This window comes from Kribbella sp. NPDC048928, assembly GCF_043197975.1.
In the GTDB taxonomy this organism is placed as follows: Bacteria; Actinomycetota; Actinomycetes; order Propionibacteriales; family Kribbellaceae; genus Kribbella.
On the sequence record NZ_JBICUC010000006.1, the window covers coordinates 272,269 to 294,139 of the forward strand.

23 protein-coding genes are annotated in these 21,871 nt (G+C 68.6%); 16 read left to right on the forward strand and 7 right to left on the reverse strand.

Features of this window, described 5'->3' with window-relative positions:
* Positions 1 to 4 precede the first annotated feature (4 nt).
* Positions 5 to 784 carry a phytanoyl-CoA dioxygenase family protein gene (locus ACGFI6_RS26475; protein ID WP_393122986.1) on the reverse strand — a complete coding sequence of 260 codons (780 nt, stop codon included), beginning with the start codon at positions 782 to 784 and terminating at the stop codon, positions 5 to 7.
* Positions 785 to 834: 50 nt separating this feature from the next.
* Here ACGFI6_RS26475 and ACGFI6_RS26480 point away from each other — a divergent pair, with 50 nt between their 5' ends.
* The 4 genes from ACGFI6_RS26480 to ACGFI6_RS26495 are packed head-to-tail and all read left to right on the forward strand — an operon-like array spanning position 835 to position 4,091.
* Positions 835 to 1,632, forward strand: coding sequence for a helix-turn-helix domain-containing protein (locus ACGFI6_RS26480; RefSeq protein ID WP_393122988.1), 798 nt, complete (start codon positions 835 to 837; stop codon positions 1,630 to 1,632).
* 10 nt (positions 1,633 to 1,642) lie between these two features.
* A complete protein-coding gene (locus ACGFI6_RS26485) occupies positions 1,643 to 2,503 on the forward strand; it encodes an ABC transporter substrate-binding protein (protein ID WP_393122990.1) in 861 nt (286 codons plus the stop codon).
* Entirely contained in the window at positions 2,500 to 3,351 is an 852-nt protein-coding gene (locus tag ACGFI6_RS26490; RefSeq protein ID WP_393122992.1) for an amino acid ABC transporter permease, read from the forward strand. Before ACGFI6_RS26485 ends, ACGFI6_RS26490 begins: the two co-directional genes overlap by 4 nt.
* Complete coding sequence (locus tag ACGFI6_RS26495) at positions 3,348 to 4,091, forward strand: amino acid ABC transporter ATP-binding protein (protein WP_393122994.1); 744 nt, start codon at positions 3,348 to 3,350, stop codon at positions 4,089 to 4,091. Before ACGFI6_RS26490 ends, ACGFI6_RS26495 begins: the two co-directional genes overlap by 4 nt.
* Here the strand turns inward: ACGFI6_RS26495 and ACGFI6_RS26500 are convergent.
* Positions 4,069 to 4,716: a response regulator gene (locus tag ACGFI6_RS26500; protein WP_393122996.1), complete on the reverse strand. Its 648-nt coding sequence runs from the start codon at positions 4,714 to 4,716 to the stop codon at positions 4,069 to 4,071. The two genes, ACGFI6_RS26495 and ACGFI6_RS26500, sit on opposite strands and share 23 nt — an antisense overlap.
* A complete protein-coding gene (locus ACGFI6_RS26505) occupies positions 4,668 to 5,966 on the reverse strand; it encodes a sensor histidine kinase (protein ID WP_393122998.1) in 1,299 nt (432 codons plus the stop codon). Before ACGFI6_RS26505 ends, ACGFI6_RS26500 begins: the two co-directional genes overlap by 49 nt.
* 187 nt (positions 5,967 to 6,153) lie before the next feature.
* Here ACGFI6_RS26505 and ACGFI6_RS26510 point away from each other — a divergent pair, with 187 nt between their 5' ends.
* From ACGFI6_RS26510 to ACGFI6_RS26555, 10 genes are all read left to right on the forward strand, one after another.
* A complete protein-coding gene (locus ACGFI6_RS26510; RefSeq protein ID WP_393123000.1) occupies positions 6,154 to 7,176 on the forward strand; it encodes a fatty acid desaturase family protein in 1,023 nt (340 codons plus the stop codon).
* A 30-nt stretch (positions 7,177 to 7,206) separates the two neighbouring features.
* On the forward strand, positions 7,207 to 7,500 hold the full coding sequence (locus ACGFI6_RS26515) for a hypothetical protein (RefSeq protein ID WP_393123003.1): 294 nt from the start codon (positions 7,207 to 7,209) through the stop codon (positions 7,498 to 7,500).
* A gap of 13 nt (positions 7,501 to 7,513) precedes the next feature.
* On the forward strand, positions 7,514 to 8,278 hold the full coding sequence (locus ACGFI6_RS26520; protein ID WP_393123005.1) for an alpha/beta fold hydrolase: 765 nt from the start codon (positions 7,514 to 7,516) through the stop codon (positions 8,276 to 8,278).
* A gap of 105 nt (positions 8,279 to 8,383) precedes the next feature.
* Entirely contained in the window at positions 8,384 to 9,487 is a 1,104-nt protein-coding gene (locus ACGFI6_RS26525; RefSeq protein WP_393123007.1) for an exo-beta-N-acetylmuramidase NamZ domain-containing protein, read from the forward strand.
* Positions 9,484 to 10,461: a GNAT family N-acetyltransferase gene (locus ACGFI6_RS26530; RefSeq protein ID WP_393123009.1), complete on the forward strand. Its 978-nt coding sequence runs from the start codon at positions 9,484 to 9,486 to the stop codon at positions 10,459 to 10,461. Before ACGFI6_RS26525 ends, ACGFI6_RS26530 begins: the two co-directional genes overlap by 4 nt.
* Before the next feature lie 2 nt (positions 10,462 to 10,463).
* Positions 10,464 to 11,753 carry an extracellular solute-binding protein gene (locus ACGFI6_RS26535; RefSeq protein WP_393123011.1) on the forward strand — a complete coding sequence of 430 codons (1,290 nt, stop codon included), beginning with the start codon at positions 10,464 to 10,466 and terminating at the stop codon, positions 11,751 to 11,753.
* Entirely contained in the window at positions 11,750 to 12,688 is a 939-nt protein-coding gene (locus tag ACGFI6_RS26540) for a carbohydrate ABC transporter permease (RefSeq protein WP_393123013.1), read from the forward strand. Before ACGFI6_RS26535 ends, ACGFI6_RS26540 begins: the two co-directional genes overlap by 4 nt.
* Entirely contained in the window at positions 12,685 to 13,563 is an 879-nt protein-coding gene (locus ACGFI6_RS26545; protein WP_393123015.1) for a carbohydrate ABC transporter permease, read from the forward strand. Before ACGFI6_RS26540 ends, ACGFI6_RS26545 begins: the two co-directional genes overlap by 4 nt.
* Before the next feature lie 10 nt (positions 13,564 to 13,573).
* Positions 13,574 to 14,320 (forward strand): PIG-L deacetylase family protein, encoded by a 747-nt coding sequence (locus tag ACGFI6_RS26550; RefSeq protein ID WP_393123017.1) that lies wholly within the window; start codon positions 13,574 to 13,576, stop codon positions 14,318 to 14,320.
* A 247-nt stretch (positions 14,321 to 14,567) separates the two neighbouring features.
* Complete coding sequence (locus tag ACGFI6_RS26555; protein WP_393123019.1) at positions 14,568 to 15,326, forward strand: carbohydrate deacetylase; 759 nt, start codon at positions 14,568 to 14,570, stop codon at positions 15,324 to 15,326.
* A gap of 12 nt (positions 15,327 to 15,338) precedes the next feature.
* Here ACGFI6_RS26555 and ACGFI6_RS26560 read toward each other — a convergent pair whose 3' ends face one another.
* Positions 15,339 to 16,463: an epoxide hydrolase family protein gene (locus ACGFI6_RS26560; protein ID WP_393123021.1), complete on the reverse strand. Its 1,125-nt coding sequence runs from the start codon at positions 16,461 to 16,463 to the stop codon at positions 15,339 to 15,341.
* Positions 16,464 to 16,559: 96 nt separating this feature from the next.
* Between ACGFI6_RS26560 and ACGFI6_RS26565 the strand changes: the two genes are divergently transcribed.
* Entirely contained in the window at positions 16,560 to 17,090 is a 531-nt protein-coding gene (locus ACGFI6_RS26565; RefSeq protein WP_393123024.1) for a GNAT family N-acetyltransferase, read from the forward strand.
* Here ACGFI6_RS26565 and ACGFI6_RS26570 read toward each other — a convergent pair.
* Entirely contained in the window at positions 17,071 to 17,811 is a 741-nt protein-coding gene (locus ACGFI6_RS26570; protein ID WP_393123026.1) for a helix-turn-helix domain-containing protein, read from the reverse strand. The genes ACGFI6_RS26565 and ACGFI6_RS26570 overlap by 20 nt on opposite strands.
* Before the next feature lie 84 nt (positions 17,812 to 17,895).
* Here ACGFI6_RS26570 and ACGFI6_RS26575 point away from each other — a divergent pair, with 84 nt between their 5' ends.
* On the forward strand, positions 17,896 to 18,657 hold the full coding sequence (locus tag ACGFI6_RS26575) for a phytanoyl-CoA dioxygenase family protein (RefSeq protein WP_393123029.1): 762 nt from the start codon (positions 17,896 to 17,898) through the stop codon (positions 18,655 to 18,657).
* 67 nt (positions 18,658 to 18,724) lie between these two features.
* Here ACGFI6_RS26575 and ACGFI6_RS26580 read toward each other — a convergent pair whose 3' ends face one another.
* Positions 18,725 to 20,020 carry an AI-2E family transporter gene (locus ACGFI6_RS26580; RefSeq protein ID WP_393123031.1) on the reverse strand — a complete coding sequence of 432 codons (1,296 nt, stop codon included), beginning with the start codon at positions 20,018 to 20,020 and terminating at the stop codon, positions 18,725 to 18,727.
* Positions 20,017 to 21,834: a transposase gene (locus ACGFI6_RS26585; RefSeq protein WP_393123034.1), complete on the reverse strand. Its 1,818-nt coding sequence runs from the start codon at positions 21,832 to 21,834 to the stop codon at positions 20,017 to 20,019. The genes ACGFI6_RS26580 and ACGFI6_RS26585 overlap by 4 nt, the downstream gene beginning before the upstream one ends.
* Positions 21,835 to 21,871 lie beyond the last annotated feature (37 nt).

A 21,871-nucleotide genomic window follows, 5' to 3' on the forward strand; every position in this document is an offset into this window, starting at 1 on the left:
TTGCTCACGGCTCCATCTCGGCGTAGTCGCCGCAGGGGCCGCCGCCGATCGCTTCGGGGAGGACAGTCTCGCGGCGGTCGGGACGGATGAGGGGGTTGTAGAAGGACGCGATCTCGACGCTGTCCTCGGGGATGTAATGGAAGATCAGGGCGCGGCGGAAGCGGTCCTCGGTGGAGTTCGGGCGGGAGCCGTGCACGACGCTGCCGTGGAAGAACAGCACGTCGCCGGCGGTCATCTTGGTCTGCACCTGGCTCAGGCCCTCGGGGACCACGACCTGCGCGGAGCTGAACGACTCGGTCATGTCGGCCGCCTCCGGGCAGAGCAGCTCGCTGCGGTGCGAGCCGGGGACGACCTTCAGCCCGCCGTTCGCCGAGTCGACGTCGTCGATCGCGATCCAGGCCGCGAGGCAGGTCTCCGGGTCGGCGCGCAGGAACGTGTTGTCCTGGTGCAGCGCCTGCCCGCGGGCGCCCGGCGGCTTGAAGTAGAACATCGACTGGGCTCCGAGCGCCGGCCCGATCAGCGCCTGGACGACATCGAGGATCCGGTCGTCGAGCATCAGTTCCAGCGCGATCTGCCCGGCCGCGGTGTCCGTACGGTGCGGGTGCACGAACCGCGGGTACTTCTTCAGCGGGTCGTCGTCCGGCACGCCGTCGTCGTGGCCGAGCGAGAGATCCGCCTCGACCTGCTCCATGTAGACCTTCTTGATCCGCTCGACCTCGGCGGGTTCGAGCAACTGAGGGACCTGGACGATGCCGTCCCGCTGGTAGATCTCAGCAACTGTCATAGCACCAGAATGCGGCCGTCCGGGCGCTGGCAGCGATAGCCTATTGAGCTATGAACCTTCGATATCCTGCTGAGTCGCCGCACCCGGCCGTCCGCCGGCTGGTGACCGGTGAGTTCGACGAAGGCCCTGAGTACGCCACGTTTCGGCGGCGCGGCACGACGGACTGGCTGCTCGTACAGACCCTCGGCGGACAGGGACGATTCGCCTCGGTCCCGACTCCGCCGGGCAGCGTGACGCTGGTCCGCCCCGGCACCCTGCACGACTACGCGACGGTCGGCGAGCGCTGGCATTTCCTGTACGCGCACGTGAACCCGAAACCCGACTGGCTACCACTGCTCGACTGGCCGGAAGTTGCCCCCGGCATCGTCCAGCTGCACCCGGCGCGCGCCACCTTCGACCGGATCGCCGAGCACCTGCGCGACGCCGTACGGCACCAGAGCAGCGTCCTCCCGCAGGCCGAACAGCTCGGTGCGAACTCGCTCGAGGCCGCGCTGCTGTGGTGCGACACCCAGAACCCGAAGGCGGTCCAGATCGACGACCGCCTGCTGAGCGCGATCACGCTGATCGACCAGGACCTGACCGCCACCCTCGACGTACCGCGGCTGGCGAGAGCGGTGAACCTGTCCGTCTCCCGCTTCGCGCACCTGTTCCGCGCCCAGCTCGGCGTCACCCCGCAACAGTTCGTCGAACGCCGCCGCCTCGACGCGGCCGCCCGCCTCCTCGAACTCACCAGCCGCTCGGTCGCCTCGATCGCAACCCAGGTCGGATACGCCGACCCCCTCTACTTCTCCACCCGCTTCCGTCTACACACTGGATCAAGCCCCACGGTGTACCGCCGAAGGTCTTAGGCTTCTGCGCATGAGAATTGTGGTGGGGCTGGCCGTACTGGCTGCGTTGACAACGGTGGGGCTGGCGGCGTGTGCGCCCGAGGACAACAACTCGTCCGGTTCGTCGACGCCGTCCGGAGCGGATGCCTGTGCGAAGGACAAGCTGGCGGTGAAGACGGCCGGCACACTGACGGTCGGCACCGACAAGCCTGCGTATGAGCCGTGGTTCACCGACAACGACCCGAGCAACGGCAAGGGGTACGAGTCCGCGGTCACCTACGCGGTGGCGAAGAAGCTCGGGTTCGACCAGGCCGGTGTGAAGTGGCAGACGGTGCAGTTCAACAATGCGTTCGCCCCGGGCCCGAAGGCGTTCGACCTGGACGTCAACCAGGTGTCGATCTCCGAGGACCGGCGCAAGGCAGTCGACTTCTCCTCCGGGTACTACGACGTCCGGCAGACCGTGATCACCACCGCGGGCAGCAAGATCGCGAACGCCAAGTCGATCGCCGAGCTCGCCGACGCGAAGCTCGGGGCCCAGGTCGGTACGACGAGCTACACAGCGCTGCGTGATGTCGTGAAGCCGAAGCAGGCCCCGGCGGTGTACGACTCGAACGACCTGGCCGTACAGGCGCTGAAGAACAAGCAGCTGGACGGCATCGTGGTGGACCTGCCGACCGCGTTCTACATGACCGGCGCGCAGCTCGACAACGGCAAGATCGTCGGGCAGTTGCCGGCCGGCGGGCAGGCCGAACAGTTCGGGTTCGTGCTCGCGAAGAACTCGAAGCTGACCGCCTGCGTCACCCAGGCCGTCGACGCGCTCAAGGCCGACGGCACCCTGGCCAACCTGCAGAAGCAGTACCTGACCGAGTCCGGCGCACCCGAACTCTCGTGAGCACCTGGCAACCGTCGGAGCTGCAGCGGGAGCGGATCGCGTACCGGCGCAGGCAGGCGCGCCGGTCCACGCTGATCGCGCTGGTCAGCTCGGTGATCCTGCTCGTACTGGTTGTCGTGGGCATCGGTTCCACGCCGGGCTGGCCGCGGGTCCGGGCGACGTTCTTCGACCTGCATCGCGGCTGGGAAGCGCTGCCGATCGTTGCCCAGGGCCTCTGGCTGAACGTTCGCGTGATGCTGATCTGCGGCGTACTGATCGTGGTCTTCGGGCTGACGCTGGCGATCATGCGGACGCTGCGCGGACCGATCTTCTTCCCGCTGCGCGTGTTCGCGGCCGCCTACACGGACGTGTTCCGCGGCCTTCCCCTGCTGCTCGTGATCTTCCTGCTTGGCTTCGGTGTACCGGCGTTGCAGTTGCGCGGCCTGCCCAACCAGGCGGTGATCTGGGGCGGCGCGGCGCTCGTGCTGACCTACTCGTCGTACGTCGCCGAGGTGTTTCGCGCCGGCATCGAGTCGGTGCATCCGTCGCAGCGGGCGGCGGCGCGCTCACTTGGGCTGACGTACCGCCAGACGCTGCGCTTCGTCGTTCTCCCGCAGGCGGTACGCCGGGTGCTGCCGCCGCTGCTGAACGATTTCGTCAGCCTGCAGAAGGACTCCGGGCTGATCGCGGTCCTCGGCGTCATCGACGCGATCCGGGCCGCGCAGCTGGAGACGGCCGAGGACTTCAACTTCACGCCGTACGTGGTGGCCGGGCTGCTGTTCGTCGCGTTGACGATTCCGTTGACACGACTGACCGACTACGTCGCCCGCAGACAGGGCTGGTACGGCGGGGGAGGCGGGCCGGTATGAGTCTGTTGAAGCTGAGCGGAGTCCGGAAGGCGTACGGCGACAATGTCGTACTGGATGGGTTCGACCTGGAGGTCGCGGCGGGGGAGTGCGTCGTCCTGATCGGGGCGTCCGGCTCCGGGAAGTCGACGCTGCTGCGCTGCGTGAACCTGCTTGAGACCGTCGACGACGGCGTGATCGAGCTGGCCGGCCAGGACATCACCGATCCGCGCGTCGACGCGGACAGGGTACGCGCGGGCATCGGCATCGTGTTCCAGTCGTACAACCTGTTCCCGCACCTGAGCGTGCTCGACAACATCACGCTGGCGCCGATCCGCGTGCACCGCCTGCCGCGGGACGTCGCGCGGACCCGGGCGCTGGAGATGCTCGACCGCGTAGGCCTGGCGGACAAGGCATCGGCCAAGCCGGACGAGTTGTCCGGCGGTCAGCAGCAACGGGCCGCGATCGCCCGCGCGATGGTGAACTCGCCGCAGCTGATGCTGCTCGACGAGGTCACCTCGGCGCTCGACCCGGAGCTCGTCGGCGAGGTGCTCGACCTGCTCCGCGAGCTCAAGTCCGAGGGCATGACGATGCTCGTCTGCACCCACGAGATGGCGTTCGCGCGCGACGTCGCCGACCAGGTCTGCTTCCTGCACCAGGGCCGCCTGCTCGAGGCGGGTCCGCCGGCTCAGGTCCTCGACAGTCCGCGCGAGCCGCGGACCCGGGAGTTCCTCGGCCGGATCAGCGGGCCGAGAGGTAAGTGAGGACGGCCATCACGCGGCGGTTGTCGTCCTCGGACGGCGGCAGGTCGAGCTTGGCGAAGATGTTGTTCGTGTGCTTGCTGACCGCCTTCTCGGTGACGAACAGCGCGCTGGCGATCGCGGCGTTCGAGCGGCCTTCGGCCATCAGGCCGAGGACCTCGGACTCGCGGGGCGTCAGCCGGCTGACCGGCGAGTCCTTGGTGTTGCGGGCCAGCAGCTGACTGATCACGTCCGGGTCCATTGCGGTGCCTCCGCCGGCCACCCGGCGTACCGCGTCCAGGAACTCGGCGACGTTCGAGACGCGGTCCTTCAGCAGGTACCCGACGCCGCCTCCGCCGCCGGTGAGCAGCTCGCGGGCGTACAGCTGCTCGACGTACTGCGAGAGCACCAGGATCGGCAGGCCCGGGACCTGGCTGCGGGCCTCGATCGCGGCCCGCAGGCCCTCGTCGGTGAACGTCGGTGGCAACCGGACGTCACACACGGCGACGTCCGGCCGGTGCTCCACCAGGGCCGGCACCAGCCGCGGGCCGTTGTCGACCGCCTCGACGACCTCGAAGTCGTGCGCCTCCAGCAGGCGGATCAGGCCGTCCCGGAGGAGGGCGTGGTCTTCAGCGATGAGGACTCGCAAGGCAGCTCCATGATCACGGTGGTCGGCCCGGCGCTCGGGCTCACCACGGTCAACGTACCGTCGAAGGCGGCCAGCCGCCGCTCGATACCGTACAGACCTCCGCCGGGCGTGACCGTGGCACCTCCCACGCCGTCGTCGCCGACGATCATGTGCAGCTTCTCTTCCTCGTGGGTGATCTGGATCCAGGCGTTCGTGGCAGCCGAGTACTTGACCGCGTTCGCCAGGCACTCGGCGATCGCGAAGTACGCCGCGGACTCGACCGGCGCCGGCGGGCGGCCCGGCACGTCGAAGGTGACGTCGACCTTGAACGGGCAGGTCAGCGCGAGCGCCTTCACGGCTCCCTCCAGGCCGCGGTCGGCGAGCACCGGCGGGTGGATGCCGCGGACCAGGTCGCGCAGCTCGGACAGCGCCGTACTTGCCGACTCACGGGCCTCGGTGAGCAGCGCGGCGGCCTGAGCCGGGTCGCGGGCCACCATCTCCTCGGCCATACCGAGGTTCATGCTGAGCGCGGCCAGCCGGGCCTGGGCGCCGTCGTGCAGGTCGCGCTCGATCCGGCGCAGCTCCGCCGCCTGGGTGTCGACGGTCTCGGCGCGGGACTCGGACAGCTCCCGGACCCGCATGGCCAGCTTCGCGCTCTCGGTCGGGCCGAGCAGCGAGCGGGCCAGGAACGCGTTTGCCTTCAGCAGTCGCTCGCCGGCCGCCTGCCAGATCAGGAACGCCACCAGCGCGACCGGCATCACCAGGAAGCTGGTCCAGAAGTTCACCGTGACCAGCCCGCCGAACGGCTCGGTGAACACGCCCTCGGGAGTGACCCCGACGAGCAGCGGGTAGACGAGGTAGAAGAGCCCGGCCAGGAACAGCACAGCGCTCAGCAGGCAGAGCGTGAAGCCGAACACCGCGTTCACCAGCAGCCAGGCGATGTCGCGCCAGGTCTGCGGGTCGGTGAGGATCGTCCGCAGCCGCATCAGCATGCCGGGCAGCGGCGGCGTCTTGTACGGGCGCGGGATCCGCTCACCGAGGAAGCCCGCCATGATCGTGCGGTGGCAGTTGGCGAACCAGCGCGCGGTCGGCACCACCACGAGCAGCAGCGGGATACCGACCCAGACCGCGATCAGCGGCACCGATACCACGCTCAGCACGAACAGCGCGATGCCCAGCTCGGCCAGGATCGCGAGGAACAGCGCGATCCACGGCTGCGCAAGCTTCGGGTACCGCATCGGCGGCGCTTCGGTGGTGGCAACGGTGGTCATGGTTCCCATTCTGACTCAGCGGGTACTCAGAGGCGGTGGTGTTAAGTCCCCTGTCATTGGAGGGCTGTCACCCCCCGCTATTTGGGTAGTAACTCTCATGTTTTCGGCCGTTAGGGCGCAGAGGGTTGATGCCGTACGCTGGCCGCGGCTGAACGCCTAGGCCCCCACCTAACGAGACGAGGACCTGATGGCTCAGCCACCTGTGTTAGCTGCCCCTACCCGCGGTAGCGACTTCTCGCCCCTGTTGCGCGAGATCAAGACCGCCGGACTGCTGGAGCGGCGCACCGCGGCGTACGCGATGGCCATCGGGATCAACGTCGCGTTGATGGGCATCACCTGGGCCGGGATCGCCGTGATCGGCGCCTCCTGGTGGGTGCTGCTGCTCGCGCTCCCGCTGGGGGTCCTGACCACCCGGGCCGCGTTCTTCGGGCACGACGCCGGGCACCAGCAGATCGCCGGCTCGCGCAAGCTGCACGACTGGATCGGGATGCTGCACGGCAACCTGCTGCTCGGCATGAGCTACGCCTGGTGGAACGACAAGCACAACCGGCACCATGCGAACCCGAACCACACCGACAAGGACCCGGACGTCGGCGAGGGCGTACTGGTCTGGACCCTCGAGCAGGCCGAGGGCCGTAAGGGCCTCGAGGGCTGGCTGACCCGCAACCAGGCCCGGATCTTCTTCCCGCTGCTCACGCTGGAGGGCTTCAACCTCAAGGTGTCGAGCATCCGCTTCCTGCTCGCCCGCCGCCGCACCGAGCAGGTCGAGATCGGCCTGATGGCCGCGCACCTGGTGCTGTACTTCAGCGCCCTGTTCCTGATCATGTCGCCCGGCCAGGCGGTGCTGTTCGCGCTCATCCACCACATGGTCTTCGGGCTGCACCTCGGCAGCGTGTTCGCGCCGAACCACAAGGGCATGGAGATGCCCGACGACGACACCAACTGGGGCCACCTGGAGAAGCAGGTCCTGACGTCCCGGAACGTGAACGGCAGCCTGGTCACGGACTGGATGATGGGCGGCCTGAACTACCAGATCGAGCACCATCTGTTCCCGAGCATGCCGCGGGCCAACCTCCGGTTCGCCCAGCCGATCGTGCGCCGGTACTGCGAGCGCATCGGGATGCCCTACATTTCAACGACTCTGCTGGAGTCGTACCGGATCGGCCTGCGCCACATGCACTCCGTGGGCGCCGAACTCCGGGCCGCGTGACCTAGGTCATACGGCTAGCCTTGAGGGGCTATGTCGCGCCGGAAGCCTTCCAAGTGGCAGCGGCCGGTCGGGGACCGTCCGCTGCTCGGTGGTACCCAGTCCCGTGAGGTGAAGGCGGGCGAGGAGTGGAACGTCCGGCGGGTGTCGGGTTCCGCGTCGGCGAAGTCGTACCGCTGCCCGGGCTGCGACCAGCAGATCCTGCCGGCCACCCCGCACGTCGTCGTGTGGCCGGACAACCCCAGCCTGCTCGGCGCCATCGGTGGCGTCCAGTCGCTGGACGAGCGGCGGCACTGGCACACGGCCTGCTGGCAGCGCAGCAGGTGAGAAGGGTGAGCGCATGAAGCTTCCGGTCACTTCGTACGGCGAGGCCGGTTCGCCGGTCGTGGTGATGCACGGGCTGTTCGGCTCCGGGCGGAACTGGATGACCGCGGCCCGGAGGCTCGCGGACCGGCACCGGGTGTTCGCGTTCGACCTGCGCAACCACGGCAGTTCGCCGCACGTGCCGACGATGAGCTACCCGGAGATGGCCGACGACGTCCGCGAGACGATCGAGTCGCTCGGGGTCGGGCCGGTCGCGCTCGTCGGGCACTCGATGGGCGGAAAGACCGCGATGCTCACCGCCCTGCAGTACCCGGCCGCGGTGGAGCGGCTCGTGGTTGTGGATGCGGCACCGGTCGCGTACCCACCGGCCTTCGTCGAGTACGCCCAGGCGATGCGCAACGCCGACCTGTCCTCGATCAGCCGCCGCGCCGAGGTCGACGCGCAACTGGTCGATGCCGTACCGACGCCGGGCACCCGCGCGTTCCTGCTGCAGAACCTGATCCTCGACGCGGACGGCGCCCGCTGGCGCCCGAACCTGCCGGTGATCGAGGCCGCGCTCCCGGACATCTCCGGCTGGCCGGCCGTCGACGGACTGCGCTACGACGGCCCGACCCTGTTCATCTACGGCGGCAAGTCCGACTACGTCCAGCAGGACCACCGCGCCGCGATCGCCACCTACTTCCCGCACGTCCAGTACGCCGAGGTCCCCGAGGCCGGCCACTGGGTGCACGCCGAGCGCCTCGACGACTTCCTGGCCGCCCTGACGCCGTTCATCGATTGACCTTGGTAAACGTTTGTCCGTAATCCATTGACCTTCGCCCGAAATCATCGGTAAGTTTTCAACCCAGTTCCTGCAGGGATCCACGAACTGGGTTGGTGGTGGCGAATGGTGGTCCGGACCGGCGCGCAGCGTCTGGCCGAGGACCCGGAGTTGGTGCCCGACGGGCGCCTGGGACTGATCACGAACTTCACCGGCGTGCTGCCGGACCTGACGCCGACCTCGGTCGCGTTGCGTGCGGCCGGGTTGCCGCTGACGGCGTTGTTCGGTCCCGAACACGGACTCCGCGGTACGGCACAAGCGGGCGCGAGCGAGGGCGAAGGCGTTGATCCCGACACCGGGCTGCCCGTCTTCGACACGTACCGGCGCAAGGGCCGGGAGCTCGACGACCTGTTCTCCGGCGTCGACGTGCTGCTGTTCGACATCCAGGACATCGGGACGCGGTTCTACACCTACGTCTGGACGATGTACGACTGCCAGCAGGCGGCCGCGCGGCTCGGGAAGCCGTTCGTCGTCCTGGACCGGCCGAACCCGCTCGGCGGCGTCCGGGTCGAGGGGCCGATGCTGCAGCCCGGTTTCGAGAGCTTCGTCGGGCGGGCGCCGATCCCGCTGCGGCACGGGCTGACGGTCGGCGAGCTGGCGCGTCAGTTGGGTACGGCAACGGTCGTCGAGGTCGAGGGCTGGTCGCGCTCGTCGACGGGTACCGGCCTGCCCTGGGTGCCGCCGTCGCCGAACATGCCGACGCCGGACACCGCGCTGGTGTATCCCGGCACCGGGTTGTTCGAGGGCACCAACCTCAGCGAGGGGCGCGGTACGACGCGACCGTTCGAGACGATCGGGGCGCCGTACGTCGATGATCGGCTGGTGCCGGCGCTGCGCGCGGAGGAGCTGCCGGGCGTGATCTTCCGGCGGACGTGGTTCGAGCCGGTGTTCAGCAAGTACGCGGGCCAGGCGGTGTCCGGCGTACAGCTGCATGTTGTCGACCGGGATGAATTCGAGCCCGTACGGACCGCGCTGGTGATGCTCCGGGTGCTCAACGAGCTGTACGCCGACTTCGCGCTGCTGCCCTCGCTGGACAAACTGTGGGGCTCGGACTCGCTGCGCAAGGCGCTCGAAGCCGGCGACGATCCGGTAGAACTGTTGCCAGCAGCAACCACACCCGCCGGGTGGACGCGCCCGGACGTACTGCTCTACGAGGGGACAGGCAGATGACCGACGTGACGATTCGTTCGTTCCAGGTCGGTGACGGGCCGGCGATCGCGGCCGCATGGACCGCGGCGGCGCCGGCCGATCCGATCAGCTACCAGCGGTTCCGGGACCTGTTCCTGCTCGATCGCAACTTCGACGCGGCCGGTCTGCAGGTTGCCGTGATCAATGATCAGATCGTCGGCGCCGCGTACGCCGTCCGGCGGCTGATCGCGGTCGACGCCGACGACTTGGAGCTTGACTCCGGCTGGATCCCGTTCTTCTTCGTGCATCCCGATCACCGTGGCGCTGGGCTCGGCCGCGCGTTGCTGACCGCGGCCACCGACTGGCTCCGGTCCCACGGGCGGACCGAGGTCTTCTTCTCGTCGTACACGCCGAACTACTTTCTCCCCGGCCTGGACGCGGCGCGCTACCCGGAGGCGTCGAGGTTGCTGGCCGGGCTGGGCTTCCAGCGCGGGTACGACGCCGTCGCGATGGACCGCACGCTCGTCGGGTACGCGATCCCGGACGAGGTCCGCAAGCGGATCGACGCGCTGACCGCCGACGGCTACAGCTTCGGTACACCGACCAGCGACGAGCTGACCGCGCTGATCGCGATCGCCGGCGCGGAGTTCAACCCGGACTGGGCTCGCGCGATCCGCGAGGGTGCCGTGTCCGGCCTGCCACTGGACCGCATCGTGGTGGCGCGCGCCCCGGGCCGGGAGATCCTCGGCTGGGCGATGCACGGGACGTACGAAGGCGTGATCGACCGCTTCGGGCCGTTCGGCGTGCTGCCGTCCTCCCGCGGCACCGGCCTCGGCAAGGTGCTGTTGCACCTGACGCTGGAGCGGATGGTCGCGGCCGGCGCACACGGCGCCTGGTTCCTGTGGACCGGCGAGAAGTCCGCGGCCGGGCAGCTGTACCTCAAGACGGGGTTCGACATCACGCGCACGTTCACCATCCTCCGGGCGCCGTTGCTCCCGGCCGGCGAGAAGGAATGATCATGAGGATTGCCAAGAGTTTGCGGCTGGCCGTCGCGGTGGGCCTGCTCGCCACCGGCGCCGCCGCGTGTGGTGGCGGCAGTGGCTCCGGCAGCGGTTCGGGCGGCAAGGTCGAGCTGACGCTGCTGAGCCACTACAGCGACGGGCCGTCGAAGGAAGGCCTGGACAAGATGATCCAGGAGTGGAACAAGGAGAACCCGAAGATCCAGGTCAAGGCGCAGGTGGTCAAGTTCGACGACCTGCTGACCACGATGACGGTCCGGCAGACCGGCGGCCGCGGCGCGGACATCGTCAGCGCGTACGGGCTGTGGGGCGGCCAGCTGATGAAGGCGAACGTCGTGGCGAAGGTGCCGGACGAGATCGCCACCAAGATCAAGGCGGAGTACAGTCCGGCGGCGCTCGGCGCGGTCACCACCGGCGGCACGCTGCTCGGCTACCCGACCGAGCTGAACACGTACGTCCTGTTCTACAACAAGAAGATCCTCGCCGCGGCCGGCATCACGAAACCGCCGACGACCTGGGCCGAGCTGGCCGACGACGCGAAGAAGACGGTCAAGCGTGATGCCAAGGGCAACATCCAGGTCGAGGGCCTGAGCCTGATCCAGGACGGCGACAACAAGTCGGTGCACCCGTTCCTGTCGCTGCTGGACTCCGCCGGCGGGAAGTTCCTGGCGCCGGACGGATCGGCCCAGTTCGACGACGCCGCGGGCAAGTCGGCGCTGAAGTTCGAGGCCGACCTGGCCGCCGCGAAGGCAACCAACCCGTCGATCATGCCGACCAAGCAGTTCCGCAGCGGCGGCGTCGCGATGGCGATCCAGGCCGGCTGGTGGATCGGCAGCCTGAAGAACCAGATGAAGGACAAGTACGGCACCGACGTCGGCGTGGCCGCGATCCCGGGCCCGACGCCGGGCAGCAAGGGATCGCTCGCGTACGGGTTCTTCATGGGCGTGAACCAGCGCAGCAAGCACGCCGACGAGGCGTGGAAGTTCCTGACCTGGATGAACGAGCACAAGGCTGCCGACGGAAAGGTTACCGAGACCGGTAAGTGGCTGGCCGACCAGGGGCTGATCCCGCCGCGGACGGCCGACCAGGCCGAGTACAAGAAGTCGCTGTCCGACCCGAACCTGGCGCCGATCTACGACGCGGCGACGTACGCGATGGCCGAGCCCAACCAGCCGGGTGCGTACGAGGCGAAGACCGCACTGCACAACGCGATCATGGGCGTGCTTGCCAACGGCAAGAGTTCCGACGACGCACTGGCCCAGGCCGCGAAGGCGGTCAAGCCGCAATGACGGCCGCGGTCGGGAGGGTCGGCGCTGTCGCGGCGCCGGCCTCACGGCCCGGCAAACTGCACCGGGAAGGGCGCGCGGCGTACCTCTTCCTGTCGCCGGCGCTGCTGTTCTTCTGCGTGTTCCTGATCCTGCCGTTCATCTTCGCGATCGTGCTCGCGTTCTCGGACTGGGGCGGCTTCGATCTCGGTACGCTGAAATGGGCCGGCTTCAAGAACTTCGGCGACGTGCTGAACTTCGACGGCACCTTCGTGAAGCCGATCCTGGTGAACACGCTGCTGTTCGCGTTCGGATCGGTGTTCCTGGCCACCTTCGGGTCGGTACTCGTTGCCTACTGCATCGACCGGCTGTCGTTCCAGGGCTTCTGGCGGGTGCTGTACTTCCTGCCGGTGGTCGCGACGGTGGTGGCCATCGGCAATGTGTGGAAGATGATGTACCAGCCGGCCGGCCTGATCAACGGCGTCCTCAACAAGCTCGGCGTGAACAGCATCGGCTTCCTGTCCGATGCCTCGTACGCGCTGCCGTCGGTCACGGTCGTCCAGGCCTGGGCGTCGATCGGCGGTGCCGTACTCATCCTGACCGCCGGCCTGAAGGCGATCCCGGAGATGTACTACGAGGCCGCCGAGGTCGACGGCGCGAACTCGTGGCACATGTTCTGGTCGATCACGCTGCCACTGCTGCGGCCGGCGCTGCTGTTCGTACTGATCACGCAGTTCATCGGCGGACTGCAGTCGTTCGCGCTGATCATCGTGATGACCGGTGACGGTGGACCGGTGAACGCGACCAACGTCGCCGCGTTCGAGATGTACCAGCGGGCGTTCAAGTACGGCGCCTGGGGAACGGCGAGCGCGATGGCGATGGTGCTGTTCGTGATCATCCTCGCGATCACGCTGCTGCAGTTGTGGGTCGCGCGGCGGCGTGGGGAGGAGACCTCGTGAGGCGGCGTGGCGGCAAGTTCCCGTGGATCGCGTACCTGGTCGTGATCGTCGGCGCGGTGGCGATGGTGATGCCGTTCCTCGACATGGTGATGAGCTCGTTCAAGGGCGCGGGGGAGTACGGCGTGATCCCGTACAAGCTGCTGCCGCAGTCGTTCAACCTGGACAACTACCGGGAGGCGTTCTCCCAGCTGGAGCTGCCACGGTTGTTCAAGAACAGCGTGATCGTCACCGTGTCCGTGACGGTGTCGGTGCTGATCACGTCGTCGCTGGCGGGCTATGCGCTGGCCAAGCTGCGGTTCCGCGGGCGAGCGGTGATCTTCCGGTTCATCCTCGCGACGATGATGCTGCCGCCGTTCCTGCTGCTGATCCCGACGTTCCTGATCATGCTCAACTGGCCGCTTGCCGGCGGCAACGACATCCTCGGGCGCGGCGGCGACGGCGGGCTGACCACCAGTCTGATCGCGCTGATCCTGCCGTTCACGGTGTCCGGGTTCGGGATCTTCCTGATGCGGCAGTTCATGGTGTCGCTGCCGGACGAGATGCTCGAGGCGGCCAAGATCGACGGCGCGAACCAGTGGCAGACCTGGCGGCTGATCGTGCTGCCGCAGACCAAGCCGGTGGCGATCACGCTCGGCCTGATCACGTTCATCGGCACCTGGAACGAGTACATCTGGACGCTGCTGATCTCGTCGTCCGACCCCGATCTGCAGACCCTGCCGGTCGGCATCCAGCTGCTGCAGAGCTTCCTCGATCCGGATCGCACGATGCCGATCGTGATGGCCGGCCTGGTGATCAGCACACTGCCGGTGCTCGTCGTGTTCCTGCTGTTCCAGAAGTACTACGTCCGTGGCGTCGTACTCAGTGGCCTGAAATGAGGAGCGATCTATGAGTGGGAACGTACTGGCGATCGGTGCGCACATCGGCGACATGGACCTGACCGCCGGGCCGACGCTCGCGAAGCTCGTGCTCGAAGGGGCGTCCGCGACCATCGTCGCGTTGACGCCCGGCGAGCGCGGGCACCCGCGGATGACGGTGCCGGCGTACAAGAAGCAGAAGATCGCCGAGGGTACGGCGTTCGCGGAGGCGATCGGCGCGGACTTCCAGGTGCTCGACCACAGCGACGGGTTCCTCCCGGACACCGACGACGTGGCCCTGCAGCTGGCCCGGATCATCCGCGAGAAGAAGCCCGACACGATCATCACGCACTGGAAGCACTCGATCCACCGCGATCACGAGCACACCGCCGTACTGGCCGAACGAGCTCGCTTCCTGGCCGGTCTGCCGATCGAGTCGGACGACGACTTCCCGGCGATGACCGCCTACCCCGAGCTGGCCGAGAAGCTGGCCGAGCTGCCGCGGCACGGCGTCCGTACGTTCATGCACGCGGAGAACTGGGAGGACATGGAGGGCTTCGTTCCGACCCGGTACATCCCGATCTCCGACGAGGCCTTCTACCGCTGGGTCTCCGCCATCCGCCACCAGGCCTTCGCCCGCGGCGAGACGTACGGCTTCCGCTACATCGACTACTACACCGCCCTGATGACCACCCGCGGCTGCCTCGCCTCCTACCCCCGAGCCTGCGCCTTCCACCTCAACCCAACCCCGGAGGTCACCAAGCTGGCAGGCCCGTAAGGCGACGAGCACGTCGACGTGGATCTGCGTCGGACGCGCAGGGTCGCGCCAGCGTGGCGGACGCATCGCCCCCCTCGCCAGGCCCGACAGTTCGACAGGACATGTCGGTCGGTGCCTGGCCGGTGGGTAGTACACCTGAGCGTGAAAGCGGGCTGCGCGTACGGTGTATCGGGGTGCACTACCTGTCGAAATGTCCATCGCCGGTCCGCATAGGGTGGTTCCAGTCGGTGAGCGATGGGAGTGCGGCGTGGCTGAGGTTCAGTTGGTGGTGCAGGGTGATGATTTCGGGATGTGTCATGCGGTGAACGTGGGGACGGTGCAGGCGTTTCGCGAGGGGATCGTGACGCAGGCGGCGACGATGGCGGCGTGCCCGTGGTTCACCGAGGCGGCGGCGCTGGCGCGGGAGTTCGGGATTCCGGTCGGCGTGCATCAGACGCTGACATGCGAGTGGGACTTCCTGCGGTGGCGGCCGTTGACCGATGGGACGTCGCTGGTGGGGGAGGACGGCACGTTCCGGCGTACGGTCGCGGAGGCGTCGGCGGCGGTGTCGCACGAGGACGCGGTACGGGAGTTGTCCGCACAGGCCGCGAAGTTCGGGGCCGAGGGGCTGACCGTCGAGTACCTCGATCTGCACATGGGGTCGTCCGTACCCTCGGCGTACGACGAGGTGTCCGCGGCGATCGGGAAGCCCTTCATCTACGGGCCCGAGTGGTCGCAGCGGTTCGCGTCGATCCAGACGCTGAGCGATCGGGACGCGGCGGACAAGAAGGCGTGGGTGCTGGCGTACCTGGACGCGCTCACACCCGGCGTACATCTGCTCGTGACGCACTGCGCCGCAGCGGAGCCCGAGCTCGGCGCACTGCACCGGCCCGGGTCGGACACGTACCGCTGGGCGGAGGAGTACCGGCTGTCGGACCAGGCAATCGTCACCGACCCAGAGATCCGCCAAGCAATCGACGACCGCGCCATCACACTCACAACAGTCCAGGCCGCATTCTCCGCCTGATCGACGGCGACCTCAGTGCCCGCGCAGGTGCTTGAAGAAGGTCTGGATATCGGTGATCAGAAGGTCCGGCGACTGCGTCGCGGCGAAATGGCCGGGGCGGTCGAAGACGTGCCAGGAGACAAGGTTCGTGTGGTCGCGACGGACGAACCGGCGGACCGGCTTGGTGTCAGCGCTGAACTGCGCGAGCGCCAGTGGTACGGTCGTCGGCTCGGCGCGCCCGTCCTGCTGGGCGAATTCACGGTAGATGCGCATCGCGGAGGCGACGGTCCCGCTGAGCCAGTGGATCATCACATTGGTCAGAATGAAATCGGGGTCCAGTCCGCCGCGATAAATCAGGCAATGCCATCCGAGCAGCCCGACCGGCGAATCCGTCAGAGCGTGTGCGAGTGATTGCGGTTGCTGAGTCTGGAGTACGCCGTACGCACTCATCGTCTCCTCGAACTGCCGCTCGTTGTCCAGCGCGGCCCGCTCGTCCTCGGTGAGGTTGTCCAGTTCGCCCGGCTCGCCGGCCGGACCGGTGAAGATCTGCGTCACGTGCACACCGACGACGTGCTCCGGAGCGATCCTGCCGAGGTCCAAGGAAACGAAGGTTCCCCAGTCGTTGCCTGCGACGCAGTAGCGGTCGTACCCGAGCCGGGCCATCAACTCCGCCCAGGCCGCGGCGATCCGGCGCGGCCCCCAGCCGCGCTCCGTCGTCGGTCCGGAGAATCCGAATCCCGGCAGGGACGGGATGACCAGGTGAAATGCGATCCCCGGGTTACCACCGTGCGCGCGGGGATCGGTCAACGGCCCGATCACGTCAAGGAACTCGGCGATCGAACCGGGCCAGCCGTGCGTAAGGATCAGCGGCACCGCGTCCGCCTCCGGTGAAGGCACGTGCAGGAAGTGGACGCGCTGCCCGTCGATCTGCGTCGTGAACTGCGGGTACCGGTTGAGCTTGGCCTCCCATGCGCGCCAGTCATAGGCCGTGCGCCAGTGGGCGACGAGGTCCCGTACATAGGTCACCGGAACGCCGTAGTCCCAGCCGGCATCCGGCAGTTCCTCCGTGAACCGCGCCCGGTCCAGCCGCTCCCGCAGATCGTCGAGCTCGGTCTGCGGAATCTCAATACGAAACGAAGTCATGGATTGCTCGGTCATCGGATCTCCTCGTCGTTCGGCGCATTCACGACGACGTCGGAGCCGCGTAGGCGTCCTTGACATTCCGCGCAACCGGACGCCTGACATCATCGGCGGATGGACAAGATCTCGGCGGGGTGGCTGGTGCTGCGGCCGTTCACGAGTATGGACGTCGAGTGGGTGTACGAGGTTTCGCAGGATGCGGCGCTGCAGCAGTACGTGCAGATTCCTTCGCCGTACCTGATCGAGCATGCGCGGTACTTCGTCGAGCACATCGCTCTCGAACTGGGGGTGCGCGGCGAGCGGGCCGAGTTCGTCGTCGAGGATGCGCAGACGGGGGAGCGGCTGGGGCGGGTCGGGCTCGGGATGCGTGGTGACGGTACGGCCGAGGTCGGGTACTGGACTGTGCCGGCGGCTCGTGGTCGCGGGGTCGCGCCCGCGGCGGTGCAGGCGATCTGCCGGTGGGCGTTCTCGGAGCTCGGGCTGGAGCTGATCGAGTGGCGGGCGGAGATCGGCAACGAGGCGTCGCGCCGGGTGGCGGAGAAGGCCGGGTTCGTACTGGAGGGCTCGCTGCGCAAGCGGCTGGTGCATCGCGGTGTGCGCGTCGACGCGTGGGTCGGATCGCTGGTCAGGGGCGAGCTTCCGTAGTTCGCAGCGCGCCGGGTGGTGAGCCGGTGGCGGCCTTGATGTGGCGGGTCAGGTGGCTGACCGAGTGGTACCCGGTCAGGTCCGCGACGACCTGCAGCGGGAGCGTCGAGTTGCGGATGTGCGCGAGCGCGTGGCGCAGGCGGACCGACTGCAGCGCGGCCTGCGGGCTGGTACGGCGTACGCGCGTGAACGCGGCGCGGAGACCGGACGGCGAGATGCCCAGCTCGCCCGCGACCTGTGCGATCCGCAACCCGCTCGCGAAGCGTTCCTCGAACAGCTGCTCCGCCTGGATGACGAGCTGCTCTGCCGGTGTCGCGGGCGGAGTCGCGGCGGCGCGGCGGAGGCGGAGGTCGAGCTCGGCGAGCAGGATCCCGCGGAGCTCGTCGCTCTCGGTCTCGCGAACCAGTGCGTCGAACACCCGGCGCAAGGTGTGGTCGGCGTCGTCGTAGCACAGCCGCGGCCACGGATGGGTCGCCGCGGCATCGACCTGCAGGAAGCGGTTCGCGTACCCGGTGCGGCTCTGCTCGGCGTGCCAGGTGTGCGGCGGCGTGAGCAGGACGGTCCCCGGCGTGGCGTCGTACGTGTCGTTGCCGACGGGGCAGGTGATGCGGCCGCGTACGTAATAAACGAGCTCCCACGAGGTGTGGGCGTGTGTCGGGTAGTCCTTCCCTGGCGCGGCCGTGTGCATCCCGGCGCCGAGGAGTTGTGGCGATTTGTGCATAAGCCCTGTCGCCTTCTGCATTGTTTCGCGGTTACGTCGGAACGATGCTTGCATCGATTCGTGCATCTTGGAAGGAGCACCTCGATGGACATGGCGACTGCGCTACGCGAGCTCGGCGTCCACGACGACGTACTCACACAGGCCGAGAAGGACCAACTGGACCGCGACGGATTCCTGCCGCTGGAGGGGATCCTGTCCGCGGAGGACGTGTCCGCGATCACCAAGCGGCTGGCCGAGCTGACCGCGGCCGAGGGCGACCGAGCCGGCCTCGAAGTACATCAGGAGAAAGGTACGGACCGGCTGGCGGACCTGGTGAACAAGGACCCGCTGTTCGAGGTGTGCTTCAGCCATCCGCGGGTGCTGGCCGCGATGCAGCACGTGCTGGGCGAGTTCCGGTTGTCGTCGCTGAACAGTCGCGCCGCACTACCCGGCGAGGGACACCAGGCGCTGCACGCCGACTTCGGCCATCCGGTCGAGCCGGGAGCGTACGAGGTCTGCAACTCGATCTGGCTGCTCGACGACTTCACCCCCGAGAACGGCGCGACCCGTGTGGTCCCCGGCTCGCACCGCCGCGGCACCATGCCCGCCGACGAGATGCCCGACCCCGCAGCCCCGCACCCCGACCAGATCCAGCTCACCGGCCCCGCCGGCACCGTCGTCATCTTCAACAGCCACCTCTGGCACGGCGGCACCCAGAACCGAACCACCGCCCCCCGCCGAGCCCTCCACTCCTACTTCACCCACCGCCACCTACCCCAGCAACTCGACCAGCAGACCTACCTCCGCGTGAACACCCACAACCGCCTGACCCCCGCCCAACACTTCATCCTCGACGTAACCGCCTGACCCCACTGACAACCTGCCCGGCTGAGGTAGAGGTCGGCCGGTCAGGCCCCCCTCGGGGGGGGTAGGTCTAGGAGGCGTCGGCTTTGCGGACCCAGACTTCTCGGATGATGAGGAGGAGGGCGGCGGCGGTGGGGATGGCCAGGAGGGCGCCGACGACGCCGAGGAGGGCGCCACCGAGGAGAGCGGCGATGACGGTGACGGCGCCGGGGATGTCGACGGCGCGACGCATGATGCGCGGCGCGACGACGTAGTTCTCGACCTGCTGGTAGATGATGCCGTAGATCAGGCAGGCGAGACCGGTCCAGAGGCCGCCGGTGAAGCCGATCAGCGACACCACCACGACGCCGATGAACCCACCGACCATCGGGATGAAGTCGCAGAACATCACCACGATCGCCAGCGCCACGGCGTACTCCCGCAGGCCGATGATCTCCAGGAAGATGAACATCGTGACGCCCGCGCAGAGCGCCACCATGAACTGCCCGCTGACGTAACCACCGACGCGGCCGAGCACCTCGTCACCGAGGATCGAGACGCGGTTCCGCCGGGTCCGCGGGACCAGGCTGTACGCGGCCCGCTTGACCGTCGGCAGCGACGCCAGGAAGTACAGGGTCAGTACGAGGATGGTGAACGTGTTGAACAGCGCGCCGGCGACCACCTTGCCGACGCCGAGGATGCCGCCGAACGCCCGTTGCGCCAGCGCCGGATCCTGGATGTAGTCCTGCGCCTTCTGGATGAAGTGGTACTTGTCGTCCAGATTGTTCAGGGTCTTCGACTTGGTCAGCAGGTCGAGCCACTCGGGCGCGTTCTTGATCAGACTGCTGATCTGGTCGCTCACGACCGGGACGATCGCGACGCCGACGCCGGCGACCGCGAGGATCATCAGCAGGAACACCACGCCGACCGACAGCCCGCGCCTCAGGCCGCGGCGCATGAACCACTCGACCAGCGGGTTCAGGCCGACGGCGATGAAGATCGACACCAGCAGCAGGATCAGCACCGAGCGCGCCTGACCGAGCGCGTTCCACAGCCCCCAGGCGACCAGGACGCCGAGCGCCGCGAAGAACCCGAACGTGAACGGGTTACCGCGGCGGATCGGCGGACCGGGCGTACCCATCCCCTCGGACGGGTGCCGCTGGTCGATCAGCAACTCGTCCGCGAGGTTGGTGTCGTCGTCGGTCTCGGTCGGTCTGCCTGCGTTGTGCTCGGCTTCCTCGGCGGAGGCGGCCGCGTCGGCGGCTGCCTGCCGGCTCTTTCCGGCGGCGGCTTCGGCTCTGGCGGCTGCAGATCTCGCGGTGTGGGTCGCGTTCGCGAGGTCTGCTTCGGAGGTCGTCGTGGAGCTGTCGTCGCCGGATGGCGTCACATCTTGTCCTTCGGGGATCGCGCGCTCGCGGTGGCCGCATCGGTCGAGTCGGCGGCCGCCGCACCCCCGCTGGACTTCCTGGAGGCGGACCGCCGCGTCTGGCCCCGAGTCTCCCCGCTCGCCAGGTCACTCAGCCGGAACTCGTCCACCATCGTCGAATCCTTCGGCTCCTCGTCACCCGCCGAGCTGGACGCGTCGTCAGCAGGGCCGCCGGCCGTGCGGCTGGTCTTGTCGGCCAGGTCGCCGGCGTCCTTCGCGTCCACGCGCAGGCCGGTGTCGATCCGGGTCTCGTCGACCCGTGCGTCGCCGGCACTCGAACCCACGAACGGGCTGGCACCCGTGAACGGTCCGTCGTCGTCGCCAAACGCCGAATCACCCGAACCGGCAGCACCCGAGCTCGCCGCGCCCGAATCCGCCGCGCCCGAACCGGCAGTGCCCGAACCCGCGGCGATCGGACCCGGCGTTGCACCCGCGAACGGGTTGTCGTCCGCCGTCGCCGCCGGGAAGCTGGCCTCATCCGACGCCAAGTCAGAAGAAGCATCCGATCCAGAAGCCGACCCAGAAGAAGCAGACCCAGAAGGCGACTCGGAGACCGGGGGAGCGGTCAGCCCGGACGCCGGCGCGGCCGACTCCGGTCCACCGAACCCACCATCCAAGCTCGAAGCCTCGCCTGCGAACGGGCTACCGGCACCGGTCCCCGGAGCGCCGGCGGGGGTTCGCGACTCGGAGGGCCGGGCGTACGGGTTCACGTAGGGCGTGGCGGTCTCGGAGTCGAGCTCCGCGGCCTGCCGCGCGATGTTGCTGGCGATCTCGTTCAGCCCGGCGATCTGCGTCAGGATCCCGTCCCGGCGCTTCGCTAGCCGCTCGGTCTCCCGGGCCACGACGGTCCGGGACCGCTCGGCCTCGTCGGCCGCGTTCGCCAGCTCGGCCTCGGACCGGGTCCGTGCCGTGGTGAGCAGCTGCTCGGCCTCCCGGCGGGCGCGCGACAGCGTCCGCTCGGCCGACTCCTCGGCCTCGGCGCGGATCTTCCGGGCCTGCTCGGTCGCCTCGGCCACCCGGCGCTCGGACGCCTCGGCGGCCTCCTTCATCTGGGTGGTCAGGCTGTCGGTGTCGGCCGCGATCTGCTGGTGCTTGTCGGCGAGCTCCTTGGCCTGCTGCTCGCGCTCGTCCGCCAGCCGCGCCCGCAGGGCCGCCGACTCGCGCTGGATCGCGGTGCGGATCTTCTCGGCCTCGTGCAGGGCGCCGTTCTTCAGCGTGCTGGCCTGCGACTCGGCGGTCAGCGTCAGCTGGTCGCCCTTACGCTGCGCGGCCTGGAGCACCTCGGCCGCCTCGGTCTCCGCCGTCCGTCGCAGCTCGGCCGCGTCGCCCTCGGCGGTGCGCCGCATGCTGTCGGCCTCGTTGAGCGCGACGGTCCGGATGTCCTCGGCCTCGCGCTCACCGGTCGCCCGCGCGGCGGTGGCCTCCTTGGCGGCGTTCGTGCGGAGCTCGTCGGCCTCGCGCTTGGCCTCCTCGAGCGCCTCGGACGCCTGGTCCTGGGCGAGCCGGAGGATCTGCGCGGCCCGGTCGCCGAGCCCGGCGTACGACGGGTTGGCGCTGGCGTCGAGCTGCCGCTGGGTCTCGTCGAGCTGGTGCTGCAGCGGTGCGACGCTCTGCTGCAGCTGCTCGGCTCGATGCCGTGCCTCGACGAGCTGCATCTCCAGGGCGCGGACGTAATCGTCCACCGCCTGCTTGTCGTACCCGCGACGGCTGACCGGGAAGCCCCCGGCCGCGGTCGCCGTACGGTCGAAAAACGGCAGGCTCGACTCGTCAGGCATTCCCGAGATTCCCTTCTGGCGGCTCAGCGTGAATCCT

Coding starts and splice junctions, on each gene's coding strand:
- ACGFI6_RS26475 (WP_393122986.1), bottom strand. CDS start 784: ATGACAGTTGCTGAGATCTACCAGCGGGACGGCATCGTCCAGGTCCCT.
- ACGFI6_RS26480 (WP_393122988.1), top strand. CDS start 835: ATGAACCTTCGATATCCTGCTGAGTCGCCGCACCCGGCCGTCCGCCGG.
- ACGFI6_RS26485 (WP_393122990.1), top strand. CDS start 1,643: ATGAGAATTGTGGTGGGGCTGGCCGTACTGGCTGCGTTGACAACGGTG.
- ACGFI6_RS26495 (WP_393122994.1), top strand. CDS start 3,348: ATGAGTCTGTTGAAGCTGAGCGGAGTCCGGAAGGCGTACGGCGACAAT.
- ACGFI6_RS26505 (WP_393122998.1), bottom strand. CDS start 5,966: ATGACCACCGTTGCCACCACCGAAGCGCCGCCGATGCGGTACCCGAAG.
- ACGFI6_RS26510 (WP_393123000.1), top strand. CDS start 6,154: ATGGCTCAGCCACCTGTGTTAGCTGCCCCTACCCGCGGTAGCGACTTC.
- ACGFI6_RS26515 (WP_393123003.1), top strand. CDS start 7,207: ATGTCGCGCCGGAAGCCTTCCAAGTGGCAGCGGCCGGTCGGGGACCGT.
- ACGFI6_RS26520 (WP_393123005.1), top strand. CDS start 7,514: ATGAAGCTTCCGGTCACTTCGTACGGCGAGGCCGGTTCGCCGGTCGTG.
- ACGFI6_RS26525 (WP_393123007.1), top strand. CDS start 8,384: ATGGTGGTCCGGACCGGCGCGCAGCGTCTGGCCGAGGACCCGGAGTTG.
- ACGFI6_RS26530 (WP_393123009.1), top strand. CDS start 9,484: ATGACCGACGTGACGATTCGTTCGTTCCAGGTCGGTGACGGGCCGGCG.
- ACGFI6_RS26535 (WP_393123011.1), top strand. CDS start 10,464: ATGAGGATTGCCAAGAGTTTGCGGCTGGCCGTCGCGGTGGGCCTGCTC.
- ACGFI6_RS26540 (WP_393123013.1), top strand. CDS start 11,750: ATGACGGCCGCGGTCGGGAGGGTCGGCGCTGTCGCGGCGCCGGCCTCA.
- ACGFI6_RS26550 (WP_393123017.1), top strand. CDS start 13,574: ATGAGTGGGAACGTACTGGCGATCGGTGCGCACATCGGCGACATGGAC.
- ACGFI6_RS26560 (WP_393123021.1), bottom strand. CDS start 16,463: ATGACCGAGCAATCCATGACTTCGTTTCGTATTGAGATTCCGCAGACC.
- ACGFI6_RS26565 (WP_393123024.1), top strand. CDS start 16,560: ATGGACAAGATCTCGGCGGGGTGGCTGGTGCTGCGGCCGTTCACGAGT.
- ACGFI6_RS26570 (WP_393123026.1), bottom strand. CDS start 17,811: ATGCACAAATCGCCACAACTCCTCGGCGCCGGGATGCACACGGCCGCG.
- ACGFI6_RS26575 (WP_393123029.1), top strand. CDS start 17,896: ATGGACATGGCGACTGCGCTACGCGAGCTCGGCGTCCACGACGACGTA.
- ACGFI6_RS26585 (WP_393123034.1), bottom strand. CDS start 21,834: ATGCCTGACGAGTCGAGCCTGCCGTTTTTCGACCGTACGGCGACCGCG.